This is a genomic window from Acinetobacter sp. WU_MDCI_Abxe161, assembly GCF_025514355.1.
Taxonomy (GTDB): Bacteria; Pseudomonadota; Gammaproteobacteria; order Pseudomonadales; family Moraxellaceae; genus Acinetobacter; species Acinetobacter pittii_E.
In genome coordinates this window covers 184840-205155 of record NZ_JAHPTU010000005.1, presented here as the reverse complement: position 1 = coordinate 205155, position 20316 = coordinate 184840, and the positions used below count along the sequence as shown (strand labels likewise).

Annotated in this window: 17 protein-coding genes; 7 read left to right on the top strand and 10 right to left on the bottom strand. The window is 39.7% G+C overall.

The genetic code is table 11. The features are described from left to right. Window position 1: 1 nt before the first annotated feature. The 5 genes from truA to asd form a co-directional block, all read right to left on the bottom strand. Window positions 2-799 (bottom strand): tRNA pseudouridine(38-40) synthase TruA, encoded by a 798-nt coding sequence (gene truA, locus KTI78_RS07870; RefSeq protein ID WP_239968263.1) that lies wholly within the window; start codon window positions 797-799, stop codon window positions 2-4. A gap of 14 nt (window positions 800-813) precedes the next feature. After that, the gene (locus KTI78_RS07865; RefSeq protein WP_025470385.1) at window positions 814-1785 is read right to left on the bottom strand and encodes an asparaginase; all 972 of its coding nucleotides are present in this window, start codon (window positions 1783-1785) and stop codon (window positions 814-816) included. A gap of 58 nt (window positions 1786-1843) precedes the next feature. After that, window positions 1844-3109, bottom strand: coding sequence for a hypothetical protein (locus KTI78_RS07860; RefSeq protein WP_262445705.1), 1266 nt, complete (start codon window positions 3107-3109; stop codon window positions 1844-1846). A gap of 59 nt (window positions 3110-3168) precedes the next feature. Continuing rightward, complete coding sequence (locus KTI78_RS07855) at window positions 3169-4530, bottom strand: FimV family protein (protein WP_262445703.1); 1362 nt, start codon at window positions 4528-4530, stop codon at window positions 3169-3171. 148 nt (window positions 4531-4678) lie between these two features. After that, complete coding sequence (asd, locus tag KTI78_RS07850) at window positions 4679-5797, bottom strand: aspartate-semialdehyde dehydrogenase (RefSeq protein ID WP_262445702.1); 1119 nt, start codon at window positions 5795-5797, stop codon at window positions 4679-4681. A gap of 187 nt (window positions 5798-5984) precedes the next feature. Here asd and KTI78_RS07845 point away from each other — a divergent pair, with 187 nt between their 5' ends. Together KTI78_RS07845 and gltP are read left to right on the top strand one after the other, a co-directional pair. Next, the gene (locus tag KTI78_RS07845) at window positions 5985-7094 is read left to right on the top strand and encodes an endonuclease/exonuclease/phosphatase family protein (protein WP_262445700.1); all 1110 of its coding nucleotides are present in this window, start codon (window positions 5985-5987) and stop codon (window positions 7092-7094) included. Window positions 7095-7792: 698 nt separating this feature from the next. Further along, on the top strand, window positions 7793-9079 hold the full coding sequence (gene gltP, locus KTI78_RS07840) for a glutamate/aspartate:proton symporter GltP (protein ID WP_239968273.1): 1287 nt from the start codon (window positions 7793-7795) through the stop codon (window positions 9077-9079). A gap of 56 nt (window positions 9080-9135) precedes the next feature. Here gltP and KTI78_RS07835 read toward each other — a convergent pair whose 3' ends face one another. The 4 genes from KTI78_RS07835 to KTI78_RS07820 form a co-directional block, all read right to left on the bottom strand. Beyond that, window positions 9136-10236, bottom strand: a complete 1101-nt coding sequence (locus tag KTI78_RS07835; protein WP_262445698.1) for a glycosyltransferase family 4 protein — start codon at window positions 10234-10236, stop codon at window positions 9136-9138. Between the two features lie 232 nt (window positions 10237-10468). Further along, entirely contained in the window at window positions 10469-11404 is a 936-nt protein-coding gene (locus KTI78_RS07830; protein ID WP_262445697.1) for a lauroyl acyltransferase, read from the bottom strand. A gap of 110 nt (window positions 11405-11514) precedes the next feature. After that, window positions 11515-12147 (bottom strand): LysE family translocator, encoded by a 633-nt coding sequence (locus tag KTI78_RS07825; protein WP_262445696.1) that lies wholly within the window; start codon window positions 12145-12147, stop codon window positions 11515-11517. A gap of 227 nt (window positions 12148-12374) precedes the next feature. Beyond that, window positions 12375-14285, bottom strand: a complete 1911-nt coding sequence (locus tag KTI78_RS07820) for an ATP-binding cassette domain-containing protein (protein WP_031947279.1) — start codon at window positions 14283-14285, stop codon at window positions 12375-12377. 32 nt (window positions 14286-14317) lie between these two features. On the opposite strand from KTI78_RS07820, the gene KTI78_RS07815 reads away from it, so the two are divergent. Next, window positions 14318-14563, top strand: coding sequence for a SlyX family protein (locus KTI78_RS07815; RefSeq protein WP_002115104.1), 246 nt, complete (start codon window positions 14318-14320; stop codon window positions 14561-14563). Window positions 14564-14617: 54 nt separating this feature from the next. Here KTI78_RS07815 and KTI78_RS07810 read toward each other — a convergent pair whose 3' ends face one another. Further along, window positions 14618-15628 carry a zinc-binding alcohol dehydrogenase family protein gene (locus KTI78_RS07810; RefSeq protein WP_262445695.1) on the bottom strand — a complete coding sequence of 337 codons (1011 nt, stop codon included), beginning with the start codon at window positions 15626-15628 and terminating at the stop codon, window positions 14618-14620. Window positions 15629-15727: 99 nt separating this feature from the next. Here KTI78_RS07810 and KTI78_RS07805 point away from each other — a divergent pair, with 99 nt between their 5' ends. The 4 genes from KTI78_RS07805 (at window position 15728) to KTI78_RS07790 (ending at window position 20223) form a co-directional block, all read left to right on the top strand. Then, a complete protein-coding gene (locus KTI78_RS07805) occupies window positions 15728-16105 on the top strand; it encodes a winged helix-turn-helix transcriptional regulator (protein WP_239974882.1) in 378 nt (125 codons plus the stop codon). Window positions 16106-16254: 149 nt separating this feature from the next. Continuing rightward, the gene (locus KTI78_RS07800; RefSeq protein ID WP_004842579.1) at window positions 16255-16704 is read left to right on the top strand and encodes a hypothetical protein; all 450 of its coding nucleotides are present in this window, start codon (window positions 16255-16257) and stop codon (window positions 16702-16704) included. 35 nt (window positions 16705-16739) lie between these two features. Then, window positions 16740-19376, top strand: coding sequence for a type I DNA topoisomerase (topA, locus tag KTI78_RS07795; RefSeq protein ID WP_002115027.1), 2637 nt, complete (start codon window positions 16740-16742; stop codon window positions 19374-19376). Window positions 19377-19464: 88 nt separating this feature from the next. Then, window positions 19465-20223 carry a hypothetical protein gene (locus KTI78_RS07790; RefSeq protein WP_262445692.1) on the top strand — a complete coding sequence of 253 codons (759 nt, stop codon included), beginning with the start codon at window positions 19465-19467 and terminating at the stop codon, window positions 20221-20223. Window positions 20224-20316: the final 93 nt, after the last annotated feature.

Below are 20316 nucleotides of genomic sequence, written 5' to 3'. Positions count from 1 at the left end.
CTTACTCAGGTAAGTTTAGCCAATGTGGCCCAAGCGGTGGCTGCGGTAAATCAAACTGCTCAGGATAATTACACTGAATAAAATAAAGACCGTCGGGTGGGGCAGTTACACCAGCTGCTTTACGATCCTGTGCCGCAAACATCGCATCGATATGATCAATTTCATACATACCTTGACCAATTTCGAGTAGGCAACCGACAATATTGCGTACCATGTGATGTAAAAAACCATCTGCTTGAATATCTAGAACCAAATAGCGTCCATGTTCAAATAAACGGCAATGCGTTACATGTCGCACAGGCTGGTTGGACTGACATGCTGCTGCGCGAAAGGTTTCAAAGTTATGCGTTCCTTCAAACTTACTGGCAGCTTCAATCATTTTTTTCACATCTAGCTTTTGGTAAATGTGAGTAACTTGTTTGTGTAATAGTGCTGGGCGATGGGGCGTGTTATAGATGATATAGCGGTAACGTCGTGCAGTCGCTTTAAAACGCGCATGAAAACTTTCATCCATCAGTTTAATCCACTGAATGGAAATATCTTTAGGCAATTGGCTGTTTGCCCCTCTTAACCATCCTGTTTCTGGGCGAATAGCGTTCGTATCAAAGTGTGCCACCATATTTGTTGCATGTACTCCAGCGTCAGTACGACCCGCGCCGTGAAGTGCAATAGGCTCATCTGCAATTTTGCTAAGTACACGCTCAATCGTTTCCTGAACGCTGGCAACGCCTGGCTGTTGTGTTTGCCAACCTCGGTATTGAACTCCGCTAAATTCAATACCGACCGCATAACGTTGCATGGCTTTACCTCTGTTTAATGCAAATTTTCGTTCCAATGGCTTAGCCATTGTTCTGGAGTTGGGTATTTTAAATAGATTTGAAGTGCTTTTGCATAGAGATCTGCATGACTATTAGCATCGCTAATGACAATTTTTGCAGTTTTCGCCCATGCACTAATCGCATAACGTTGATCAATACCCCCAAAAGTCACTTGTGTTGCCAAAATTGGAACACAACCATGAGCATACAGTTCATCTAATGTTGCAAGTAATTCTTGGTTTACCGCAATATTACCCGTACCAAAACCTTGTAACACTAAAAAGTGTGGAGGGGCTGGAAGTAAGTGACGTAATTGCTGAACTAAGTGCTCTGTTGCAATCGGTTGCATCATCCAGTTTAAAATCTGAAATGAAGCTGCTCGTTCAATTTGGTTGTCTTGTACGATCAATTCATTTTGCTGAGGCGCAAATTCAACTTCACTACTTAAACCTGAAAAAGCATCGAGTTCAGTCGTATGCGTTTTTAATGCAGTTTGTGCGTGGAATACTTGATGGTGGAATGCGAGATAAGCACCCACAGGTAGAGAAATTACTTGTTCTAATGCAAGGTATAAGTTCTCAATTGCATCAGTAAATTCACGAGTATTGTCACCTTGAATATTAAGTAACGGGTATTGGCTACCAGTAATTACAATATGACAGCTTTGGCCTAAAAAGCGGGCTAGGGTTGCAGCCGCATAACTGAGCGTGTCTGTACCATGAATAACAACGAAATGTTGATAACCTTCAAGTTGTAGTTGTTGTATGCGTTGAATTAGACGTAACCAATCAGGTGCTGTACATGCACTGCTATCAACAATATTGGGCGCAGCGAAGCAGTCAACTGTTAAGTGTGGGGGAATCACTTTTTCAAGTTGAGGTAGGAATTGGTCATAAGGCATAGGAGCTAAAGGTTCACCAATGCAACCAAAAGTACCACCCATATAAAATAAGGCTATTTTTTTCATATTTTTGCAGGCATAAAAAAGCAGTCATCTCTGACTGCTTATGGTAAATCGAACAGTTCTAAGAAGCTATGCGATTAAGTAGGTTTTTCGCGCGTTGTTGTTGTTCTGTGTTGAATTTTTGCTCATTACTTGCCAATAACGCTTGAGCTGCTGGATAAGCACCTAACTTGATGTATTGCTCTGCAAGTTTTAGATCAAGTTCATTTTCATCTAACTGTTTTAATTCTGGAAAAGCTTCTAAAAGAGGGTCTTGAGTTTGAGCTGGAGTAGTCTCTTCACCTACTAAATTTATATGATTTTGAGTGTCAATCTCTGATGTTGTGACTAAGGCAGGCTCATCTAAAGAAAACTCAAGAGGTGCTAGTGAAATTGGTTCTAATGGAGCTTGTTCTACCAATTTAAGCTCATCTAACGATGAGGTCTGCTCATGAGTTTTTAGCTCTGAATTTGCAGGATTTAATTCAAGATTAAAATCCAAAACATTCGTATTGTTCTCTTGGTCTGCTGGTATTTCTACTACTTGAGCTTTTTCCTCAGGTTCATGCAGTGGTGCTAAATCAAAAGAAAAATCTAAGTCAGCCAAATCATTTGTTTGTTGAGATGGCGGTAACTCCGATTCTTGCGTCGGTTGGCTGCCACTTTCTGTAGTCGTGGCTTGTTCGAATGAAAAGTTAAACTCTAAAGGTTCAACTTCAACAGCAGGTTCTTGCTTTACAGGGGTATAGTCTTGCTGCAAGTCATCAAAAGAAGCCTCAGAAGAACTTGCTGTTAACTGGTCAAACTGAGCTGTTGTGTCAGCTTTATTTTTTGGCTCTTGGGATATTTGAGCTTGAGGAAAATCGATGGCATCAGGTTGTCTTGATGATTCATATTCTTTTTGTCTAGCTTCTGCTTGAATGGCTATTTCATTGAGTGACAAACTGCGAATATGGCCAATCAGTTGAGTTATTGCAAACTCATCTTTTTGTGCAATATGAATCTCAAGCAGCAATAAATAAAGTTCATGTTGTGTATTATCTTTTTTTAGCGCCTGATTGACTTGAGCCTCAGCTGCCGAGTATTGTCTTTCTTGAATAAGTAGCTGAATTTTTTGACGTACAGCGTCTGGAACAGGGCTACTTTGTGGAGTAGAGGGAATGGGTTCTTCAACCACATTGACTTTACTTTTTTCACGCGAGTTTTTACTTGTTTTAGAGTTCGTTTTTTTATTGGTTTTTCTACTTACCGTTTTAGGGGAGTTAGCCTCTTGCTTCTGGCTTTTTTCGCGTTTTTTTAAAATGACAGCGACCACGAGCAATATGATGAACGGAATCACATATAACATTACTTTCCCCTTAAAAAATAAATATTTGCAATATAAAGCGAGCTAACTCTAATTTTAACTTAATGTTTTTGCTTATGAGTCTGTTGCTGTGCTTGTAACTGCTGTTGTAACTCTGCCAAACGTGCATTCAAAAGTTGAATACGTTGGTCTTTTAAACGTAAAGTTTGAATTAGTTTGGTTACATTCCTTTGTAATGTAATGGTTTTTTCTCGTGTTGTCATAACTTTTACTGCTAACTCAGTATTGTTTTGACCTTGTTGTGTGCTCTTCTTAGCAGTTCCATGTGTAGAATTTTGGCTGTTTTCAGCCACAATACTCATTTCAGCTTGCTGTAAACGGTATTTTGCCTTGCTAGAAGTTGATTTTGCAGTAGGTGCTATGTCTGTTTTGGGTTTATTTTGCTGAGGTTTATGAGCAGGAGAGTGGACTAGGTTAAGCGAAATTCCCTGACGTAAACGATTTACATCACCCTGAATAAAAGCATGTCTGTTTTGAGCTTGAATATCATGCATGACTTTCGCAACAGGTTGTTTGGTTTTTGCTGCGATACGATTAGCAATGCTCCATAAAGACTCGTTGCGCTGTACTACATATTTACCTGATGTTGCTGGGCCTTTATAGGGACTTAGGGGCTGTTTCTTGGCAGGATTTTTGTTAAGCGTCTTTTGAGGCGTAGATTTCTTTTGCGCTGTTAGTTTGTTGATTGGAGTTTTTGGTGAATTGTTTGTGGCTGTTTTGGCGCTGGTTGGTTTAATCTGATTTTCTGATGCTACCTGATCAGAAGTAGTACTTGCTGCAACTTGTTGAACAATCTGACTAGCAGAGCTTTCGTTGGATGTATTGGATGAGTTTGTGTTTATAGCTGGAGCAGTTCCGGAGCTAATATTAAGGCTATGTTCACCATTCGAATCAGTTGTCGCTGGAGTCGAAGTTGCTGATGCATAACGGGTACTTTCTGGCAGATTTAGAGCAATATCTTTTTCATTGACAATAAACTGAGGGGATAAAGTACTTTCGTTATTTTCATTCTTTTTTATAGAAGAAGGTTTAATTACGGTTTTAATATGCTGTAAACGGGTGGCAGAACCTTCACTAATTTTTACTACAATATTCAGTTCAGGATCAATCACAGGGCGAGATGAGGTAATCACAATAACCCCTGAGCCTTGGCCGTTTTGGCGTGTATAAAAATTAAGATTTCCGGGCGGCTGATGAGTCACCCCTAACGCGCTTAAATCTTCAGGAGTTGCCAAACTAACTTGTAATGTAGCGTTGGGATCAGCTTGTTGAAAATTCATTTCGGCATATAACAAATCGCCAGGTGCAGACTGAATTTGTATAGGGTCTAATGTAATCGCATAAATAGAAGGCGAAGACATAATGGTGAAAATGGCAATTTTTAATTTGTTATAAACAGTCATCTCAATCCATGACCTAATAAGTCGTAAAGTCGTTCAAAATTATACAATAATGAAATGTAAATAAATTGTAAAATTTTCACAAACCAGTTACGAAAAAGCCGATCTAATGTGATCGGCTTTTTATTTTGACTGAATAATTCAAATCAAATTATGAGTTTTTGTATTCAACTAAAATACGTAACATACGACGTAAAGGCTCAGCAGCACCCCAGAGTAACTGGTCACCCACTGTAAATGCACCTAGATATTCTTTACCCATATTGAGTTTACGTAGACGACCTACAGGCACAGTTAAAGTACCAGTTACAGCAACAGGTGTAAGGTCAGTCATAGACGCTTCACGAGTGTTTGGTACAACTTTTGCCCATTGGTTTGAAGTACGAATCATGTCTTCAATTTCATCAAGCGGTACATCTTTTTTCAACTTGACTGTAAGTGCTTGAGAGTGGCAACGCATTGCACCAATACGAACACAGTGACCGTCAATAGGAACAATTTGTGAGTTACCCAAGATCTTGTTGGTTTCAACTTGACCTTTCCACTCTTCTTTTGATTGACCGTTTTCAAGTTGCTTATCAATGTAAGGAATCAATGAACCCGCTAATGGCACACCAAAGTTAGCAGATGGAAAACCTTCACCACGTTGTAACTCAGCAACTTGACGATCAATATCCAAAATTGCAGATTTAGGATCATCTAACAATGTTTTGGTATTGTTATATAAGTAGCCCATACCAGTAATTAGCTCACGCATGTTTTGTGCGCCAGCACCTGATGCTGCTTGATAAGTCATAGCAGTCATCCACTCCACCAAATTATTTTGGAAAAGTGAACCTACACCCATCAACATAAGCGATACTGTACAGTTACCACCTACGAAAGTTTTGGTGCCGTTAACCAAGCCGTCTTTAATCACGTTAAGGTTTACTGGGTCAAGAACGATGATTGCATCATCTGACATACGTAAAGTAGAGGCTGCATCAATCCAGTAGCCATCCCAACCAGTTGCTTTTAACTGTGGGAAAACTTCAGACGTATAATCACCACCTTGACAGGTAATAATGACATCCATTTGCTTCAGACTATTAATGTCTGTAGCTTCCATAAGTGCTGGGGCAGTCTTACCACCAAATGAAGGAGCTTCACCACCTGCATTACTGGTAGAGAAATAAAATGGCTCAATATGAGCAAAATCATTCTCTTCAACCATACGTTGCATAAGGACGGAACCGACCATCCCGCGCCAACCGACCAGACCTACTTTCATGTCATTTTGCCTCGGTGCGTTAAAATTGTTAGGGGGAGTTGAGTGTATCAAAAGTGTTCACAACTGCAAGCGTTACAGAAACAAAACACCATCTTTATTGAGTAGAATATCTTGTTTATGTTACATACAAAATTGATAAAGATGACAAAAACTTTAAAAAACAAATCATCTTAAAAGAGAAAATTCAATGATTTATATCGAAGTTCTAGCTGGTCTGGTGATTTGGTTGAGTTTCTGGTCACTTATTCCTCGTGATGAGTGGTGGTTTCGTGGTGCCGATTTTCCTCGTTTGCAGATTCTATTTGTTGGTTTGTTAGCCTTTATTGGAATGCTGTTTTGGCCTGCTGAATGGAACCTCTGGCGTGAAATAGTTCTGGCTGTGCTTATTGCCGCTCTTGCTTACCAGCTTAAAATGGTTTTGCCCTATACCTTGTTTTGGAAAAAACAGGTTAAACAGGTGAGACCGTCTCAATTAGATCCGCAAAAGCAGATTTCATTAATTGTATCGAATGTTCTTACTCCTAATGATAAATATCATTTACTTCTTGAGCATATCCAGACATTAAAACCTGATTTATTACTTACACTAGAAAGTGATAAGACATGGGAGAATGCTTTAAAAGAGATTGAAGGCGACTATCCTTATCGTGTTCCTGTACCTTTAGATAACCTCTACGGCATGCATTTATATAGTCGCTTACCCTTATCAAATACCGAAGTTAAATTTATTCTCAGTGATGAAATTCCCTCTATTCATACCACTGTGACTTTACGCTCCGGTATGCCGGTTCAACTCTATTGTTTACATCCGAAACCACCTAGTCCGACTGAGGCGAAAGATTCGACTTTACGTGATGCAGAACTTTTAATTGTGGGTGACCAAATTAAAGATCTTGATGAAAGCTGTATAGTGATGGGGGACTTAAACGATGTAGCATGGTCGCGTACTACGCGTCTATTTCAGCGAATTAGTGGATTACTTGATCCGCGAGTTGGCCGACATTTCATTAATACTTTTCATGCAGACTATCCGTTACTGCGTTGGTCTTTAGACCATATTTTCCATAGTACCGATTTTGGTTTGGTTAAAATGCAGCGTTTGCCTCATATCGGATCTGATCATTTCCCTGTCTATGTGGTTTTGCAGACTGGTCGAATATTTGAACTTATTCAAGAAGAGCTTGAGCAAACTCAAAATGATGAAGAGGAGGCGCAAAGTGCCATCCAAGAAGGAATTGCCAAAGCAGAAGCAGAAGAGAAAATAGTGACTGATAAAATTGCACAGCCTTATAAATAAAAAGAATATGAAAATCGATGTAAGCAATATCGTACAAAGATTTGAGTCTAGGGCGAATAGGCAGATAGTTATAAAAACCTTATTCTATATTCATCGGCACATGGAAACGGGAATGGATAGTCCCACGTAAGGATACACGAAGCTGATATGGAATAGCATCACGGATCAGATGTTGGAACGGACACGATAAAAATAATTATTAACCTGAAAGCACAACCTCATTTACCCGAGTTTTGCAGGACGCAGAACTCGGGTTGATATTTTTATATACCTTATTTAATTCTGTGTAAATAAAATAAAAAATTTTGAGCTCATCTTAATTTTTAAAGCTATCTCATACTAGGTAATCACTCACATTTTTTGATATAAATTTGTGCAATTTTTAATGAAAAAAGATACAAAAATTTTTTTTATTAAGCTTCTGTTTTTATAGATTATTGACGAATAAATATAGGCTTTGATCTATTTAAGGATAAATTGGGGTTGTTTAATTAATAAATCTCAATAGAATGTGCCGATCGTTGACATGTTGGATCGTCAACAGGCATTGTTGTTTATCTCGCCAGATCGGCGAGTTGTGATTTGTTTGTGCATTTAAATTTCTGTTTGGAAATTACTGTACATATTGAGGTTTCACTCTTAGTTAGTGGTCTTCTCCCTCTCATATTTGATACTTTGCGGTGCATAAGGATTGTCTTATGAAGAATTTTAAATTTAGCCTTGCATGGCAAATTTTAATTGCTTTAATCCTAGGGATAGTTGTCGGGGCTGTTTTACATAACCAGCCTGAAATCAAAGACAGTATTGTGAATAATGTTCTTAACCCATTGGGTAAGATCTTTATTAGCCTGATTAAAATGATTGTTATTCCAATCGTTTTCTCTACCTTAATTTTAGGTATTGCAGGTGTTGGCAGTACGAAAAGTTTAGGGCGACTTGGTTTTAAAACCATTCTCTATTTTGAAATTATTACGACTATTGCTATTTTGGTTGGCTTGGTTGCAGCAAATATCTTCCATCCGGGCTCAGGCATTGATATGTCTCAGTTGGTACAGTCGGATATTTCTCAGTACAAGCATACAACTGAAGAAGTTCAGTCTCAGTCACATGGTCTTATTCAAACAATATTATCGCTTATCCCAACGAACATTATTAGTTCAATGGCACATGGCGAAATGTTACCTGTGATTTTCTTTGCTGTGCTATTTGGTATCGGTTTATCTTCTTTACCAGCAACGACAAAAGACCCATTATTGAACGTGTTTCATGCAGTTTCAGAAACGATGTTCCGCGTAACGCATATCATTATGAAGTATGCGCCTGTGGGTGTGTTTGGTTTAATCGCTGTAACTGTTGCAAACTTCGGTTTTGCTTCACTTATCCCTTTAGGCAAATTAGTCGTGTTGGTATACGGTGCGATTTTATTCTTTGCTTTAGTGGTACTTGGTTTAACTGCAAAATTTTTCGGTATCAATATCTTTATCTTGTTTAAGATTTTGAAAGATGAATTGATTTTAGCTTATTCAACTGCAAGCTCGGAAACAGTTTTACCGCGTATTATGCAAAAAATGGAAGCTTACGGTGCGCCAAAAGCGATTTCCAGTTTTGTGATTCCAACAGGTTATTCATTTAACCTTGATGGTTCTACACTGTACCAAAGTATCGCAGCAATCTTTATTGCACAGCTTTACGGTATTGAAATGTCAATCAGCCAACAAGTGATTTTGGTTGTAACATTAATGATTACTTCTAAAGGTATTGCTGGTGTTCCTGGCGTATCATTTGTTGTGTTATTAGCGACATTAGGTAGTGTGGGTATTCCTGTTGAAGGCTTAGCATTTATTGCTGGTGTTGACCGTATTATGGATATGGCTCGTACTGCGCTGAACGTTGTTGGTAACGCGCTTGCTGTACTTGTAATTAGTAAATGGGAAAAGCAATACGACTCTGAAAAAGCTGCTGCTTATGAAGCATCTCTTAAATAAGAAAGAAGTTTTTTAGTCGAAAAAAACCCGCGAAGATCGCGGGTTTTTTTATTGGGTTATTTTAAAACGCGTTGGTAGAGTTCTAGAGTTTGGTCACACATGTCTTTTAAGCTAAACATCGTGACAGGGGCAACGACTTGCGGTTGTTCAATATGATTTTTTACAGTAACTATTAAAGCTTTTTCATTTTCTGCTTCAACAAGACCTTGAGGATAGACGTTCGATAAAATCTCGGCAACACCTCCACGGTTCCAGCCAATCACTGGCGTACCGACTGAAAGTGCTTCTAATGCTGTTCTACCGAATGTTTCTGCCTGATTGGATAGAGAGAGCACAATATCGCTAAAAGCCAGCCATTCGCGAATATCAGAGCGGTGGCCTACAAAGGTGATTTTATCAGTAAGTCCTTTACTTTGAATGGTGCTTTGCAGTTCGTTTAAGTAAGCTTGCTTTTTGGCATCAGCCCCACCGACAACAACTGCATGTAGCTGAGGATATTGCGTCTGAAGTTGCTGCATCAGTTCAATTAAACTTTCATGTCCTTTTAAACGCGTAATACGACCAGGTAAGCAAAGTAAAAACTTATTTTCAAGCTCAGGAAAATCATTAAAAACTTGATTGAACCATTGTGCTGAGGGTTGGTAATTATGCGGAAAAGCGGCAGGGTCAATGCCTCGATAAATCCGCACAATATCTTGTGGTGGGCAGTTTTTATAATGGTCAGTGATGTACTTAACCACACTGTCAGAAACAGCAATGACTTTTTCAGCTTGAGTCATAATTGCACTATAACGATTAACTGAATAAAAGCCATGTACCGTGCTAATGAGGTGAGGGCGTTTGTTTGCTGGTATTTTTCTCAAAGCGAAGTGAGTAAGCCAAGCTGGTACACGAGAGCGCACATGAACAATATCAGGTTGATGCTGTTCAATCAGCTGACGTAATGGACGGATTTGCCACAAGCTCGACAATGATTTTTTATGGATAGGCAGCGTTAAATGAGTAGAACCTTCAGCTTCGAGCTGGGACACTAGACGTCCGCCATTTGAAACCACCAAAGATTGATGGCCTTGTGCAACCAGTGCACGTGCAATTTCTAGTGTGCCGCGTTCTACGCCACCGCTATTAAGTTCAGGGAGAAGTTGCATCACTTTCATTGTTTTTTGCCTTTAGGTTGTAGCAAAGCGGAGTCTTGCAGTTCATTTATTTAATATTTGGAGTTTACTCCTTACTTTTGTTTTGGCAAAAGTAACAAAACCATTTGTTGGACTAACGACACATCCATGATGTCGTAGTCCAACAAGCGACATCCATGTCGCCTTCGCACGATAGTACATACTGGAGTTTATTTAGATGTTTATAACTATAGTGCGGTAATTATTGAAGGTTTCAGTAAATCTCTTCATATCCCTCAGGACGTGTTTTAAAGCGACGGTGGAACCACATATATTGAGTTGGTGCGATGCGAAGCTGATTTTCAATAATCTTATTCACACGTGTTGCATCATCAACTTCATCTTCACTTGGCATGTTATCAACTGCCGGTTCAATCAAGATATGATATTTAGGGTCTTGTACATCGCCTTGACGATAAAAATATAAAGGAACTGCGACTGCCTTCGAGATTTTTAATAAACGTCGGTGAGCAGTCACTGTAGCAGCTGGTACACCAAAAAATGGTGCCATAACGCCTTGCTTGAGTCCGAAGTCTTGATCAGGGCTATACCAAATTGCATCACCATCTTTAAGATGACGAATTAATCCACGCATATCATCATGATCGATTTGCGCTTTATAAATGGTGCCACGGCAACGATATATCAGCATATCGAGCAATCGGTTGTTTTGAGGTCGGTAGACGACATCTGGCTCGAAATATTGAGCGCACACATAACCCCCTGCATCAAGAAGCGTACTATGAGTTCCCAATAATAAAACGCCTTTGCCCTGAGCTTGAGCATTGGTAATGTGTTCTAAACCTTCAATGGTGACACGGTTTTTAAACCAGTAAGGCTTATACCATGCATTTAATGTCTCAAAAATACCAAGCATCATATCTACAAAAACTTGCTTAGCTTGTTGCTGTACTTTTTCGGCTGACCATTCGGGAAAGCAGACTTCTAAATTACGAATAGTCGTTTTTCGGCGAGATTTTAAATATTTCCAAGCAAGATTTGCTAAGCCATGAGCCAGACGCCATTGAATTGCCCATGGCAAAATAGCCAAAAGCATTAAAAAAACAATGGCAATCCAAATACCCCAATATTTAGGCAATAAAAAGGACCATTGAAATTCACCGGGCGTATAAGTCTGCTTTTGGCTCATAGCGATATAAAGAATTCAAAATTAAAACTGGCAAAAGTGTATCACGAACTGAATTTATCGTCGTAATACACTGTTGAATTGAGCGGTTAAGATGAAGAAGTAAAGCGCGGTTATCGACGATTTTCTAAAAGAATGCGAACTGCAAGTCCAGCTAACACTGTTCCCATAAGCCAGCGTTGTATATTTGCCCAAAGAGGCTTCTGTTGAAGAAAAAGAGCAATGCTACCCGCAGAAAGCACAATCAGCGCATTTATTGAAACGCTGACAAAAATTTGGATAGTGCCGAGTTGAATAGATTGCCATAAGATACTGCCTTGTTGTGGGTGAATAAACTGTGGCAATAACGATAGATACATAATCGCAATTTTAGGATTAAGTAGATTTGTAGCAAAACCCATTAAAAATAGTTTAGCTGGAGAATCTACTGATAACTGCTTTACATCAAAAATAGGGGATGCATTAGGACGGAGAGCTTTCCATGCTAACCAGAGTAAATAAATGGCTCCGGCAATGCGTATAGTGTCATAAGCATAAGGGACTGCGATAATAAGCGCTGTGATCCCGAAAGAAGCGCAAAGCATATAAAATACGAAGCCAACGCCGACACCAGCAAGTGAAATAAATCCCGCCGTTTTTCCTTGGCAAATTGAACGAGAAATAAGGTAAATCATGTTTGGGCCAGGGGTAAGCACCATCGCCAAGCAGATTAATCCGAATGCTAAAATTTGAGAAAGATCTAGCATGAAAAACTACTCGAATATTATTATATGGGTAGATATAACATAATTATTTTTATAAGTCTTATATTCAAACAGAGCGATATTTTAAACGATTAAGCCTGACCAGATTTAATCACTCATCACGTGTTTGTTATAGATTTTTGTGCTTTCAAAATTTATATATTCTAAAAAAAGCCCCCCTTAATTTCAGGAGGCTTTTTTGTTATTTAAATTGTAGGAAAGAACGCAAATTAATTTCCTTTGCTCATTTGTTCAAGTTCATCCCAACGTTCTAATTTTTCAAGTAATACCTCTTCAATTTCTGCAAGGCGTTGACTTGCTTTGGTTGCTTCATCGGCATTACTGACAAACCATGAACCATCTGCAAGTTTGTCAGAAAGCTCTGCTTGTTCAACTTCCAGTTTTTCGATTTCGGCAGGAAGTTGCTCAAGTTCACGTTGGTCTTTATAACTCAGTTTGACCTTTTTAACGTTACTTTGTGCTGCTGCTTTTTCAGCTTCGGCTTTTGCCTGAGCTTTTTTAACGTCAGACTTTTGGTCTACGACTTTATCATCTGGACGTTGCTGTAAATAGTCTTGGTAGCCACCAATGTACTCTGCAATATTGCCTTTACCATCAAAGACCCAAGTCGATGTTACGACGTTGTCCATAAATGCACGGTCATGCGAAATGAGCAACAAAGTGCCTTTATATTCAGAAAGCATCTCTTCAAGAAGCTCTAGAGTCACCATATCCAAGTCATTGGTTGGTTCGTCCATCACAATCAGGTTCGATGGTTTAAGCAGTAATTTAGCAAGCAAGATACGGTTACGCTCACCACCAGAAAGAGCTTTTACCGGTGTGCGTGCGCGTTCAGGTGAGAACAAGAAATCTTGTAAATAGCTGTAGATATGACGGCGGTTACCATTCACGTCAACAAAGTCAGAACCTTCTGAAACGTTTGCCATTACTGTTTTTTCAAGGTCTAAGGCATTACGTAATTGGTCAAAATAGGCAACTTCTAACTGTGTACCTGTTTTAACTGAACCGCCATGTTCGATTTCACCTAAAATGGCTTTAATTAACGTCGTTTTACCAACACCGTTATCACCTACTAGGCCAATACGGTCACCACGCATGACTAGTGTAGAGAAATCTTTAATAAGCGGTTTGTCACCGTAAGATACGCTTAAGTGCTCAATATCAAATACTAATTTACCGGAGCGATTTGCTTCTTGAGTCGCCATGCTCACTTTGCCTTGTTGTGAACGGCGGGCTTTCGATTCTTCACGTAAAGCTTTTAAGGCACGCACACGACCTTCATTACGGGTACGGCGAGCTTTAATCCCTTGGCGAATCCAAGCTTCTTCTTCAGCTAATTTTTTATCAAATAAAGCATTTTGTTTCTCTTCTGCTTCCATTTGCTGAGCTTTAAGCTCTAAGTAACGTGAATAGTTACCTTCATAGCCACGTAAAATGCCACGATCAAGTTCAACAATACGAGTTGCAATACTGTCTACAAAAGAGCGGTCATGCGAAATAAATAGAAGCGTTAAATTATTTTGATCGAGTAGGAATTTTTCTAACCATTCAATACTTTCAACATCTAGATGGTTCGTCGGTTCGTCTAGAAGTAATACGTCCGGTTGAGTCAATAGAGCGCGGGCCAGTAAAACACGGCGTTTACGTCCACCTGAAAGATCTGCCAAATCCGCATTTGGATCGAGTCCCATTTTACTTAATAGGGCATTGACCTTGTTTTCGAGTGCCCAGCCGTCGAGTTGGTCAAGCTTGTGCTGTAGGTTCCCCATACGGTCACACGCTTCCATATCGCCAAGCATACAAGCATCAGTTGCTTCATGATAAGCTCTGAGTACTTCGGCAGCTTCTCCTGCACCATCAGCCACAATGTCCGCAACTTTGCCAGAATCCATTGGAACGTCTTGGGCTAACATTGAAACTGTTAAACCATTTTGAATGGAAACTTCACCAGAATCTGGTAATAGGCTTCCCTCGATCAGTTTAAGTAAAGTAGACTTACCTTCACCATTACGACCAATTAAACAGACTCGTTCGCCACGTTCTAGATTAAAGTTCGCGCCATCGAGCAGGGCAGGTCCGCCAAAAGCAAGTTGGACATCCCTTAGGGTAATATAGGCCATAATGTTTTCCAGAATCTCAAATGAGGATTTAAATGACTAAACCACCATATCATGATGATCAAGCGTCATTTTCCGCACCCATTGAAGATTTGCAAGTGCGAATTACATTTTTGGATGATTTAGTTGAACAATTAAATCAACAACTCGCTATTCAGACTCAGGAAATAGCTGATTTGAAAAAACAAATGCAATTTCTTTATCAACGTGTGGAATCTTCGGATTTATCAGAAGGTATTGCACCTTTTGATCCATTAACGAATAAACCTCCTCACTATTAATAAAAAGGCAAGTTCGATACTTGCCTTTTTATTTGGGAATATTATTAATTTTGCTTAAAAACCCTGTAACACAATTTTCCCTTTTGTTGTGCCACTTTCAATTTGCTGATGAACTCGTTTTAAATTTTCAGCATTAATAGGGCTTAAAACCTGCGTCACGGTCGTCTTAATTTTTCCTTCATCAACTAGCTTGCTGACCTCATTTAATAGTTCACTTTGTTTGGCCATATCTTCGGTGTGGTACATTGAACGTGTGAACATAAATTCCCAATGCACAGATACGGACTTCGTTTTAAACGGTTTAATATCTAACTGTTCTGGATCATCAATAAGTCCGAAATGGCCTTGTGGCGCAATCAACTCTACGATATCTGTTAAATGTCGGTCTGTTTGAGTAGTCGAGAACACATATAAAGGTGCCGTTAAACCTAATTGCTTGATTTGGGCTGCTAAAGGCTGACGATGATCTAATACATAATCTGCTCCAAGTTGCTTAACCCATTCTTGAGTTTCTGACCGTGAAGCTGTTGCAATAATCGTTAAGTTAGTCAACTGTTTAAGGAGTTGAATGGTGATTGAACCTACGCCACCCGCTCCACCAATGACTAATATTGATGTTTTTTCTGGTGCATTCTTTCGAACTTGCAGGCGATCAAATAACATCTCCCATGCTGTGATTGCAGTTAAAGGGAGAGCTGCTGCCTCGGTTGCTTCTAAAGTTTTTGGTTTATGACCCACAATGCGTTCATCAACAAGCTGTAATTCACTATTACTGCCTTGGCGATTAAGAGCACCTGCATACCAAACAACATCGCCAATCTTAAATTGAGTAACTTTATTTCCAATCGCTTCAACAATACCTACTGCGTCCCAGCCAAGCGTTTTCCACTGATTATTCTCAGGGCTTACATTCTTGCGGATTTTAGTATCGACCGGATTTACTGAAACAGCTTGGACACGAACAAGTAGATCATGGTCTTCTGCAACGGGAGTGTCGAGTTCAATATCCACGAGTGCTTCTGATGATGTAATAGGCCCCGCTTTTTGATATGCCACAGCTTTCATAATGATGATTCCTCTTGTTGAGAGTTTGATCATAACGTAAGCTTTAAAAGAGTGACTACAGACAAATAACGCTCATAGTGTCAAAAAGGATACTGTAAAATGGCAAAAGCAAGACATTCAAGTTTTGACTGTTCCCCAGGATGTGCCGTTGAGGCTGCAATTAGTTTGATTGATGGAAAATGGAAATGTGTCATTCTTTGGCATTTATTTAATGAAGGCACCTTAAGGTTTAATGAAATTCGAAAGCGTGTTCCGAGTATTACTCAAAGAATGCTGACAAATCAGCTACGTGAATTGGAACAAGATGGCATTATTCATCGAGAAGTCTATCCTCAGGTACCGCCTAAAGTGGAATACTGCCTGACTGATTTGGGACAAAGTCTTGAGAAAATTCTATTTGCTTTAAAACAGTGGGGTGATGCTCACATTGACCAATTTGGAAAGCTGACACTTGTTGATGGACATTCGAATCCTTAATGATATTTGAGTCAGCTCATCGCAATTTGCGCTGTGAAAATCTCAATATTTTGAGTCTCGCAACCTTATCGGGCATTATTTTTATGTTGAAACTTGCGTTTTCTGGTCAGCTTATGCAACTCTAATAAAAGAGATTAATAGGTTTTGCTATGGACAATATGGGAATTTGGGTTACCGTTATCATTGTTCTTTTCGTACTAGGCTCCATTTTTGGTTTAAGAGTGAGCCCACGTGAAAAGGCACTTGGTATTATGCGTGATAAAGCTCGTAAAATGGGTTTACACCCACGTGTAATCGTTGCACCTGAATGGACACATGTCCCAATGGCGACTGAAAAGCGTGCCAGCATGGTTGCTTATTATAGTGTATTGATTCCAGATGCTCGTTTATCTTTAATGCGTGCTCGCGTTATAGACGGCAAATTAAAAGTGGTTCAAGGCGATGAGAAATTTAATGATTCTCCCATTGCATTAAAAGGGATTTATGCTATTGATATGCAGGCAAACTGTGTAGGGCTTTATTGGGATGAGGAATCAGACCTGAGAGCAACACAATTAGATGAGATGAAGGCTTATCTGTTGAACTTGGCTAAAGCCTGATTTTTAAATTTATTGGTATAGGAATAACATTTTATATGGCGAATACCTCGCGCTCTGCATCTCAAAGCACAGCATCTACTGCACCTGCTGCACATAAACGTGCCTTAGTGATTGTGGAGTCGCCTGCCAAAGCGAAAACCATCAATAAATATCTGGGTTCGCAATACATTGTAAAGTCTTCTGTAGGTCACGTACGTGATTTGCCAACAGGTGGCAGCAAATCAACTGAGAAAAAGCCGGCTGCCCGGACGAAACTCACTGAAGCAGAAAAAGAACAAAAAGCTAGTCAGGCTTTAGTTAATCGTATGGGGGTTGATCCTGAACATGGTTGGGAAGCTCATTACGAAGTTCTGCCAGGTAAGGAAAATGTTGTTGCTGAACTAAAGAAACTCGCCAAAGATGCCGATGCAATCTATCTCGCAACGGACTTGGATAGAGAAGGGGAAGCCATTGCTTGGCATCTAAGAGAAGTTATTGGTGGTGACGACAGTCGTTATCACCGCGTGGTATTTAACGAAATTACTAAAAATGCCATTCAAGAAGCATTTAAACAGCCAACACGTCTAGATTTAAATCGAGTTAACGCTCAGCAAGCACGTCGTTTCTTAGACCGTGTTGTTGGCTTTATGGTTTCGCCATTACTTTGGGAAAAGATTGCCCGTGGTTTGTCAGCTGGTCGTGTGCAGTCTGTAGCGGTGAAACTGGTTGTAGAGCGTGAAAGAGAAATTCGTGCTTTTATTCCAGAAGAATACTGGCAAGTTTTTGCAGACACGCAAGCTAAGAAAGATGACATTCGTCTTGAAGCAGTTAAGCAAGCTGGTAAAACCCTTAAACTGAAAAATAAAGCTGAAACTGATGCTCTATTAGACGTTTTAAAAGGTGCTGAATATAAAGTTGCACAGCGTGAAGATAAACCGACTAAGGTGAATCCAAGTGCACCTTATATCACTTCAACGTTGCAACAGGCTGCAAGTACTCGTTTAGGTTTTTCTGTGAAGAAAACCATGATGCTGGCGCAGCGTTTATATGAAGCAGGCTTTATTACCTATATGCGTACTGACTCAACATTCTTGAGTGATGACGCAGTAAGCATGGTACGCGCTCATATTGAAAGCCAATTTGGCGAGAAATATTTACCGGCAAAGCCAAACCGCTATGGTAACAAAGCGGGTGCTCAAGAAGCCCATGAAGCGATTCGTCCTTCAAATGTTGCGCTTACAGGTGATCAACTTGCGGGTGTGGAACGTGATGCTCAACGTTTGTATGATTTGATTTGGCGTCAGTTTGTTGCATGTCAAATGACTCCAGCAGAATATTTATCTTCGACTTTAACGGTTGAAGCTGCAAATGTTGAATTAAAAGCAAAAGGCCGTACGCTTGTATTTGATGGCTTTACACGAGTTCGTGGTGCCAATAAGTCTGATGACGATATTATTTTGCCTGCAATTAAAGTTGGTGAAATCTTAAAATTAGAAAAATTAGACCCAAGTCAGCACTTTACTAAACCACCTGCACGTTTTACTGAGGCTTCTTTGGTTAAAGAACTCGAAAAACGTAGTATTGGTCGTCCTTCGACTTATGCAGCAATTATTTCTACGATTCAAGAACGTGGCTACGTTAAGTTAGAAAACCGTCGTCTTTTCGCCGAAAAAATGGGTGAAATTGTGACGGATCGTCTTGATGAAAGTTTCAATAACTTGATGAACTATGCATTTACGGCAGACCTTGAAGGACAGCTCGATAAAGTTGCAACAGGTGAGCGTAACTGGAAAGAGTTACTAGATACATTCTATGGTGACTTTAAAAAACGTCTTACCAATGCTCAAGGCGAGCATGGAATGCGTCGTAACCAGCCGGTTGAAGTACCAGCTGTACATTGTCCCGAATGTTCACGTCCAATGCAGATTCGTACAGGTACAACAGGCGTATTCTTAGGTTGCTCTGGCTATAACTTGCCGCCTAAAGAGCGTTGTAAAGGTACTTTGAACTTAACACCTGTTGAGTCCTTAGCGGCCCTATCTGATGATGATGGCGCTGAAACCGCAGACTTGATGTCAAAACATCGCTGTGCAAAATGTGGCACAGCCATGGACAGTTATGTCATTGATGGTGGTCGTAAACTGCACGTATGTGGTAACAACCCTGACTGTGATGGTTTTGAGCTTGAAGAAGGTGAGTTCAAGATTAAAGGCTACGATGGTCCAACCATTCCGTGTGATAAATGTGATGGTGAGATGCAGCTTAAAACTGGTCGTTTCGGCCCATATTTCGCTTGTACAAGCTGTGATAACACCCGTAAAGTCTTGAAAAGTGGTCAACCTGCACCACCACGTGTAGAACCGATCAAGATGGAACATTTACGCTCAACGAAGCATGATGACTATTTTGTGTTGCGTGATGGTGCGGCAGGCTTATTCTTGGCTGCAAGTAAATTCCCGAAAATTCGTGAAACTCGTGCGCCAAAAGTTGCGGAATTACGTAGCGTTGCAGCCCAGCTTGATCCTAAATATCAATTTATTTTACAAGCACCAGATGTAGACCCTGAAGGTAATCCGACAGTTGTGAAATTCAGTCGTAAGAATCAATCACAATATGTTGGTTCGGAAACTCCAGAAGGCAAACAAACCAAATGGAGTCTAATTTATCAAAATGGTAAATGGGTTGAGGGCTAATTAAGTCCACAATAAAAAATGCTAGCTCAGCTAGCATTTTTTATATCTAAAACAATAAAAGAAAATTTAAATTTTATGGGGAAAAAGAATGTGGAAAAACATTCGGGTTTTATGTTTGTTAATTATTTTGCTGATTGTTGCTGTTCAGGCATGGCGAGATCAAAACCAAGATTGGAATCAACCTATTGTTGTCGTTTTACATCCTATTAACGCCGATGGTTTACAGACATCACAGAGCTATATCCATCAATTGCAAGACACTGATTTTGAAAAAATAAAAACCTATTTAGAGCAGTGGTCACAACATTATCGTGGTCAGTCAGGGAACTTTGTAATTCGTTTAGGGCAACCGTTACAGCAACGACCTCCTGAGATTCCTCAGAATGCCAATATCTTTCATGTAATGTGGTGGAGTTTAAAGTTCCGTTTTTATGCATGGCGGCATCAACAACCTGAAGATAATGGGGCATCACTCAAACTTTACTTAAATTATTACGACCCCAATTATCAAAAAGTTTTGATCCATTCGACTGCTTTAGAAAAAGGTCGTATTGGTAGTGTGAATTTATTTGCGACCAAAACACAAGCTTCACAAAATCAGGTCGTGATTATTCATGAGCTATTACATGGCTTTGGAGCACAAGACAAATATGATTTACAAACAGGACAACCACTTTATCCTTTAGGTTATGCGCAACCTGAAAAAGTGCCTTTATATCCACAAACTGACGCTGAAATTATGGGTGGTCGAACACCGTTATCTGAGCAGAGCAGTAAAATGCCGAATGGTTTACATGAAACAATCATAGGTTTACCTACAGCCCAAGAAATTGGCTGGGTGAAATAAAACTGTGGATAAATACTGCTTTATCCACATCAATTGTTAAGAAACGATGCAGATTTTATACAGACAAAAAATGTGAAGTACATCACTATTATT

What these genes read in the sequence shown, in the direction of transcription:
- truA (WP_239968263.1), bottom strand. Translation starts at nt 799, where the DNA reads ATGCAACGTTATGCGGTCGGTATTGAATTTAGCGGAGTTCAATACCGA.
- KTI78_RS07865 (WP_025470385.1), bottom strand. Translation starts at nt 1,785, where the DNA reads ATGAAAAAAATAGCCTTATTTTATATGGGTGGTACTTTTGGTTGCATT.
- KTI78_RS07860 (WP_262445705.1), bottom strand. Translation starts at nt 3,109, where the DNA reads ATGTTATATGTGATTCCGTTCATCATATTGCTCGTGGTCGCTGTCATT.
- KTI78_RS07855 (WP_262445703.1), bottom strand. Translation starts at nt 4,530, where the DNA reads ATGACTGTTTATAACAAATTAAAAATTGCCATTTTCACCATTATGTCT.
- asd (WP_262445702.1), bottom strand. Translation starts at nt 5,797, where the DNA reads ATGAAAGTAGGTCTGGTCGGTTGGCGCGGGATGGTCGGTTCCGTCCTT.
- KTI78_RS07845 (WP_262445700.1), top strand. Translation starts at nt 5,985, where the DNA reads ATGATTTATATCGAAGTTCTAGCTGGTCTGGTGATTTGGTTGAGTTTC.
- gltP (WP_239968273.1), top strand. Translation starts at nt 7,793, where the DNA reads ATGAAGAATTTTAAATTTAGCCTTGCATGGCAAATTTTAATTGCTTTA.
- KTI78_RS07835 (WP_262445698.1), bottom strand. Translation starts at nt 10,236, where the DNA reads ATGAAAGTGATGCAACTTCTCCCTGAACTTAATAGCGGTGGCGTAGAA.
- KTI78_RS07830 (WP_262445697.1), bottom strand. Translation starts at nt 11,404, where the DNA reads ATGAGCCAAAAGCAGACTTATACGCCCGGTGAATTTCAATGGTCCTTT.
- KTI78_RS07825 (WP_262445696.1), bottom strand. Translation starts at nt 12,147, where the DNA reads ATGCTAGATCTTTCTCAAATTTTAGCATTCGGATTAATCTGCTTGGCG.
- KTI78_RS07820 (WP_031947279.1), bottom strand. Translation starts at nt 14,285, where the DNA reads ATGGCCTATATTACCCTAAGGGATGTCCAACTTGCTTTTGGCGGACCT.
- KTI78_RS07815 (WP_002115104.1), top strand. Translation starts at nt 14,318, where the DNA reads ATGACTAAACCACCATATCATGATGATCAAGCGTCATTTTCCGCACCC.
- KTI78_RS07810 (WP_262445695.1), bottom strand. Translation starts at nt 15,628, where the DNA reads ATGAAAGCTGTGGCATATCAAAAAGCGGGGCCTATTACATCATCAGAA.
- KTI78_RS07805 (WP_239974882.1), top strand. Translation starts at nt 15,728, where the DNA reads ATGGCAAAAGCAAGACATTCAAGTTTTGACTGTTCCCCAGGATGTGCC.
- KTI78_RS07800 (WP_004842579.1), top strand. Translation starts at nt 16,255, where the DNA reads ATGGACAATATGGGAATTTGGGTTACCGTTATCATTGTTCTTTTCGTA.
- topA (WP_002115027.1), top strand. Translation starts at nt 16,740, where the DNA reads ATGGCGAATACCTCGCGCTCTGCATCTCAAAGCACAGCATCTACTGCA.
- KTI78_RS07790 (WP_262445692.1), top strand. Translation starts at nt 19,465, where the DNA reads ATGTGGAAAAACATTCGGGTTTTATGTTTGTTAATTATTTTGCTGATT.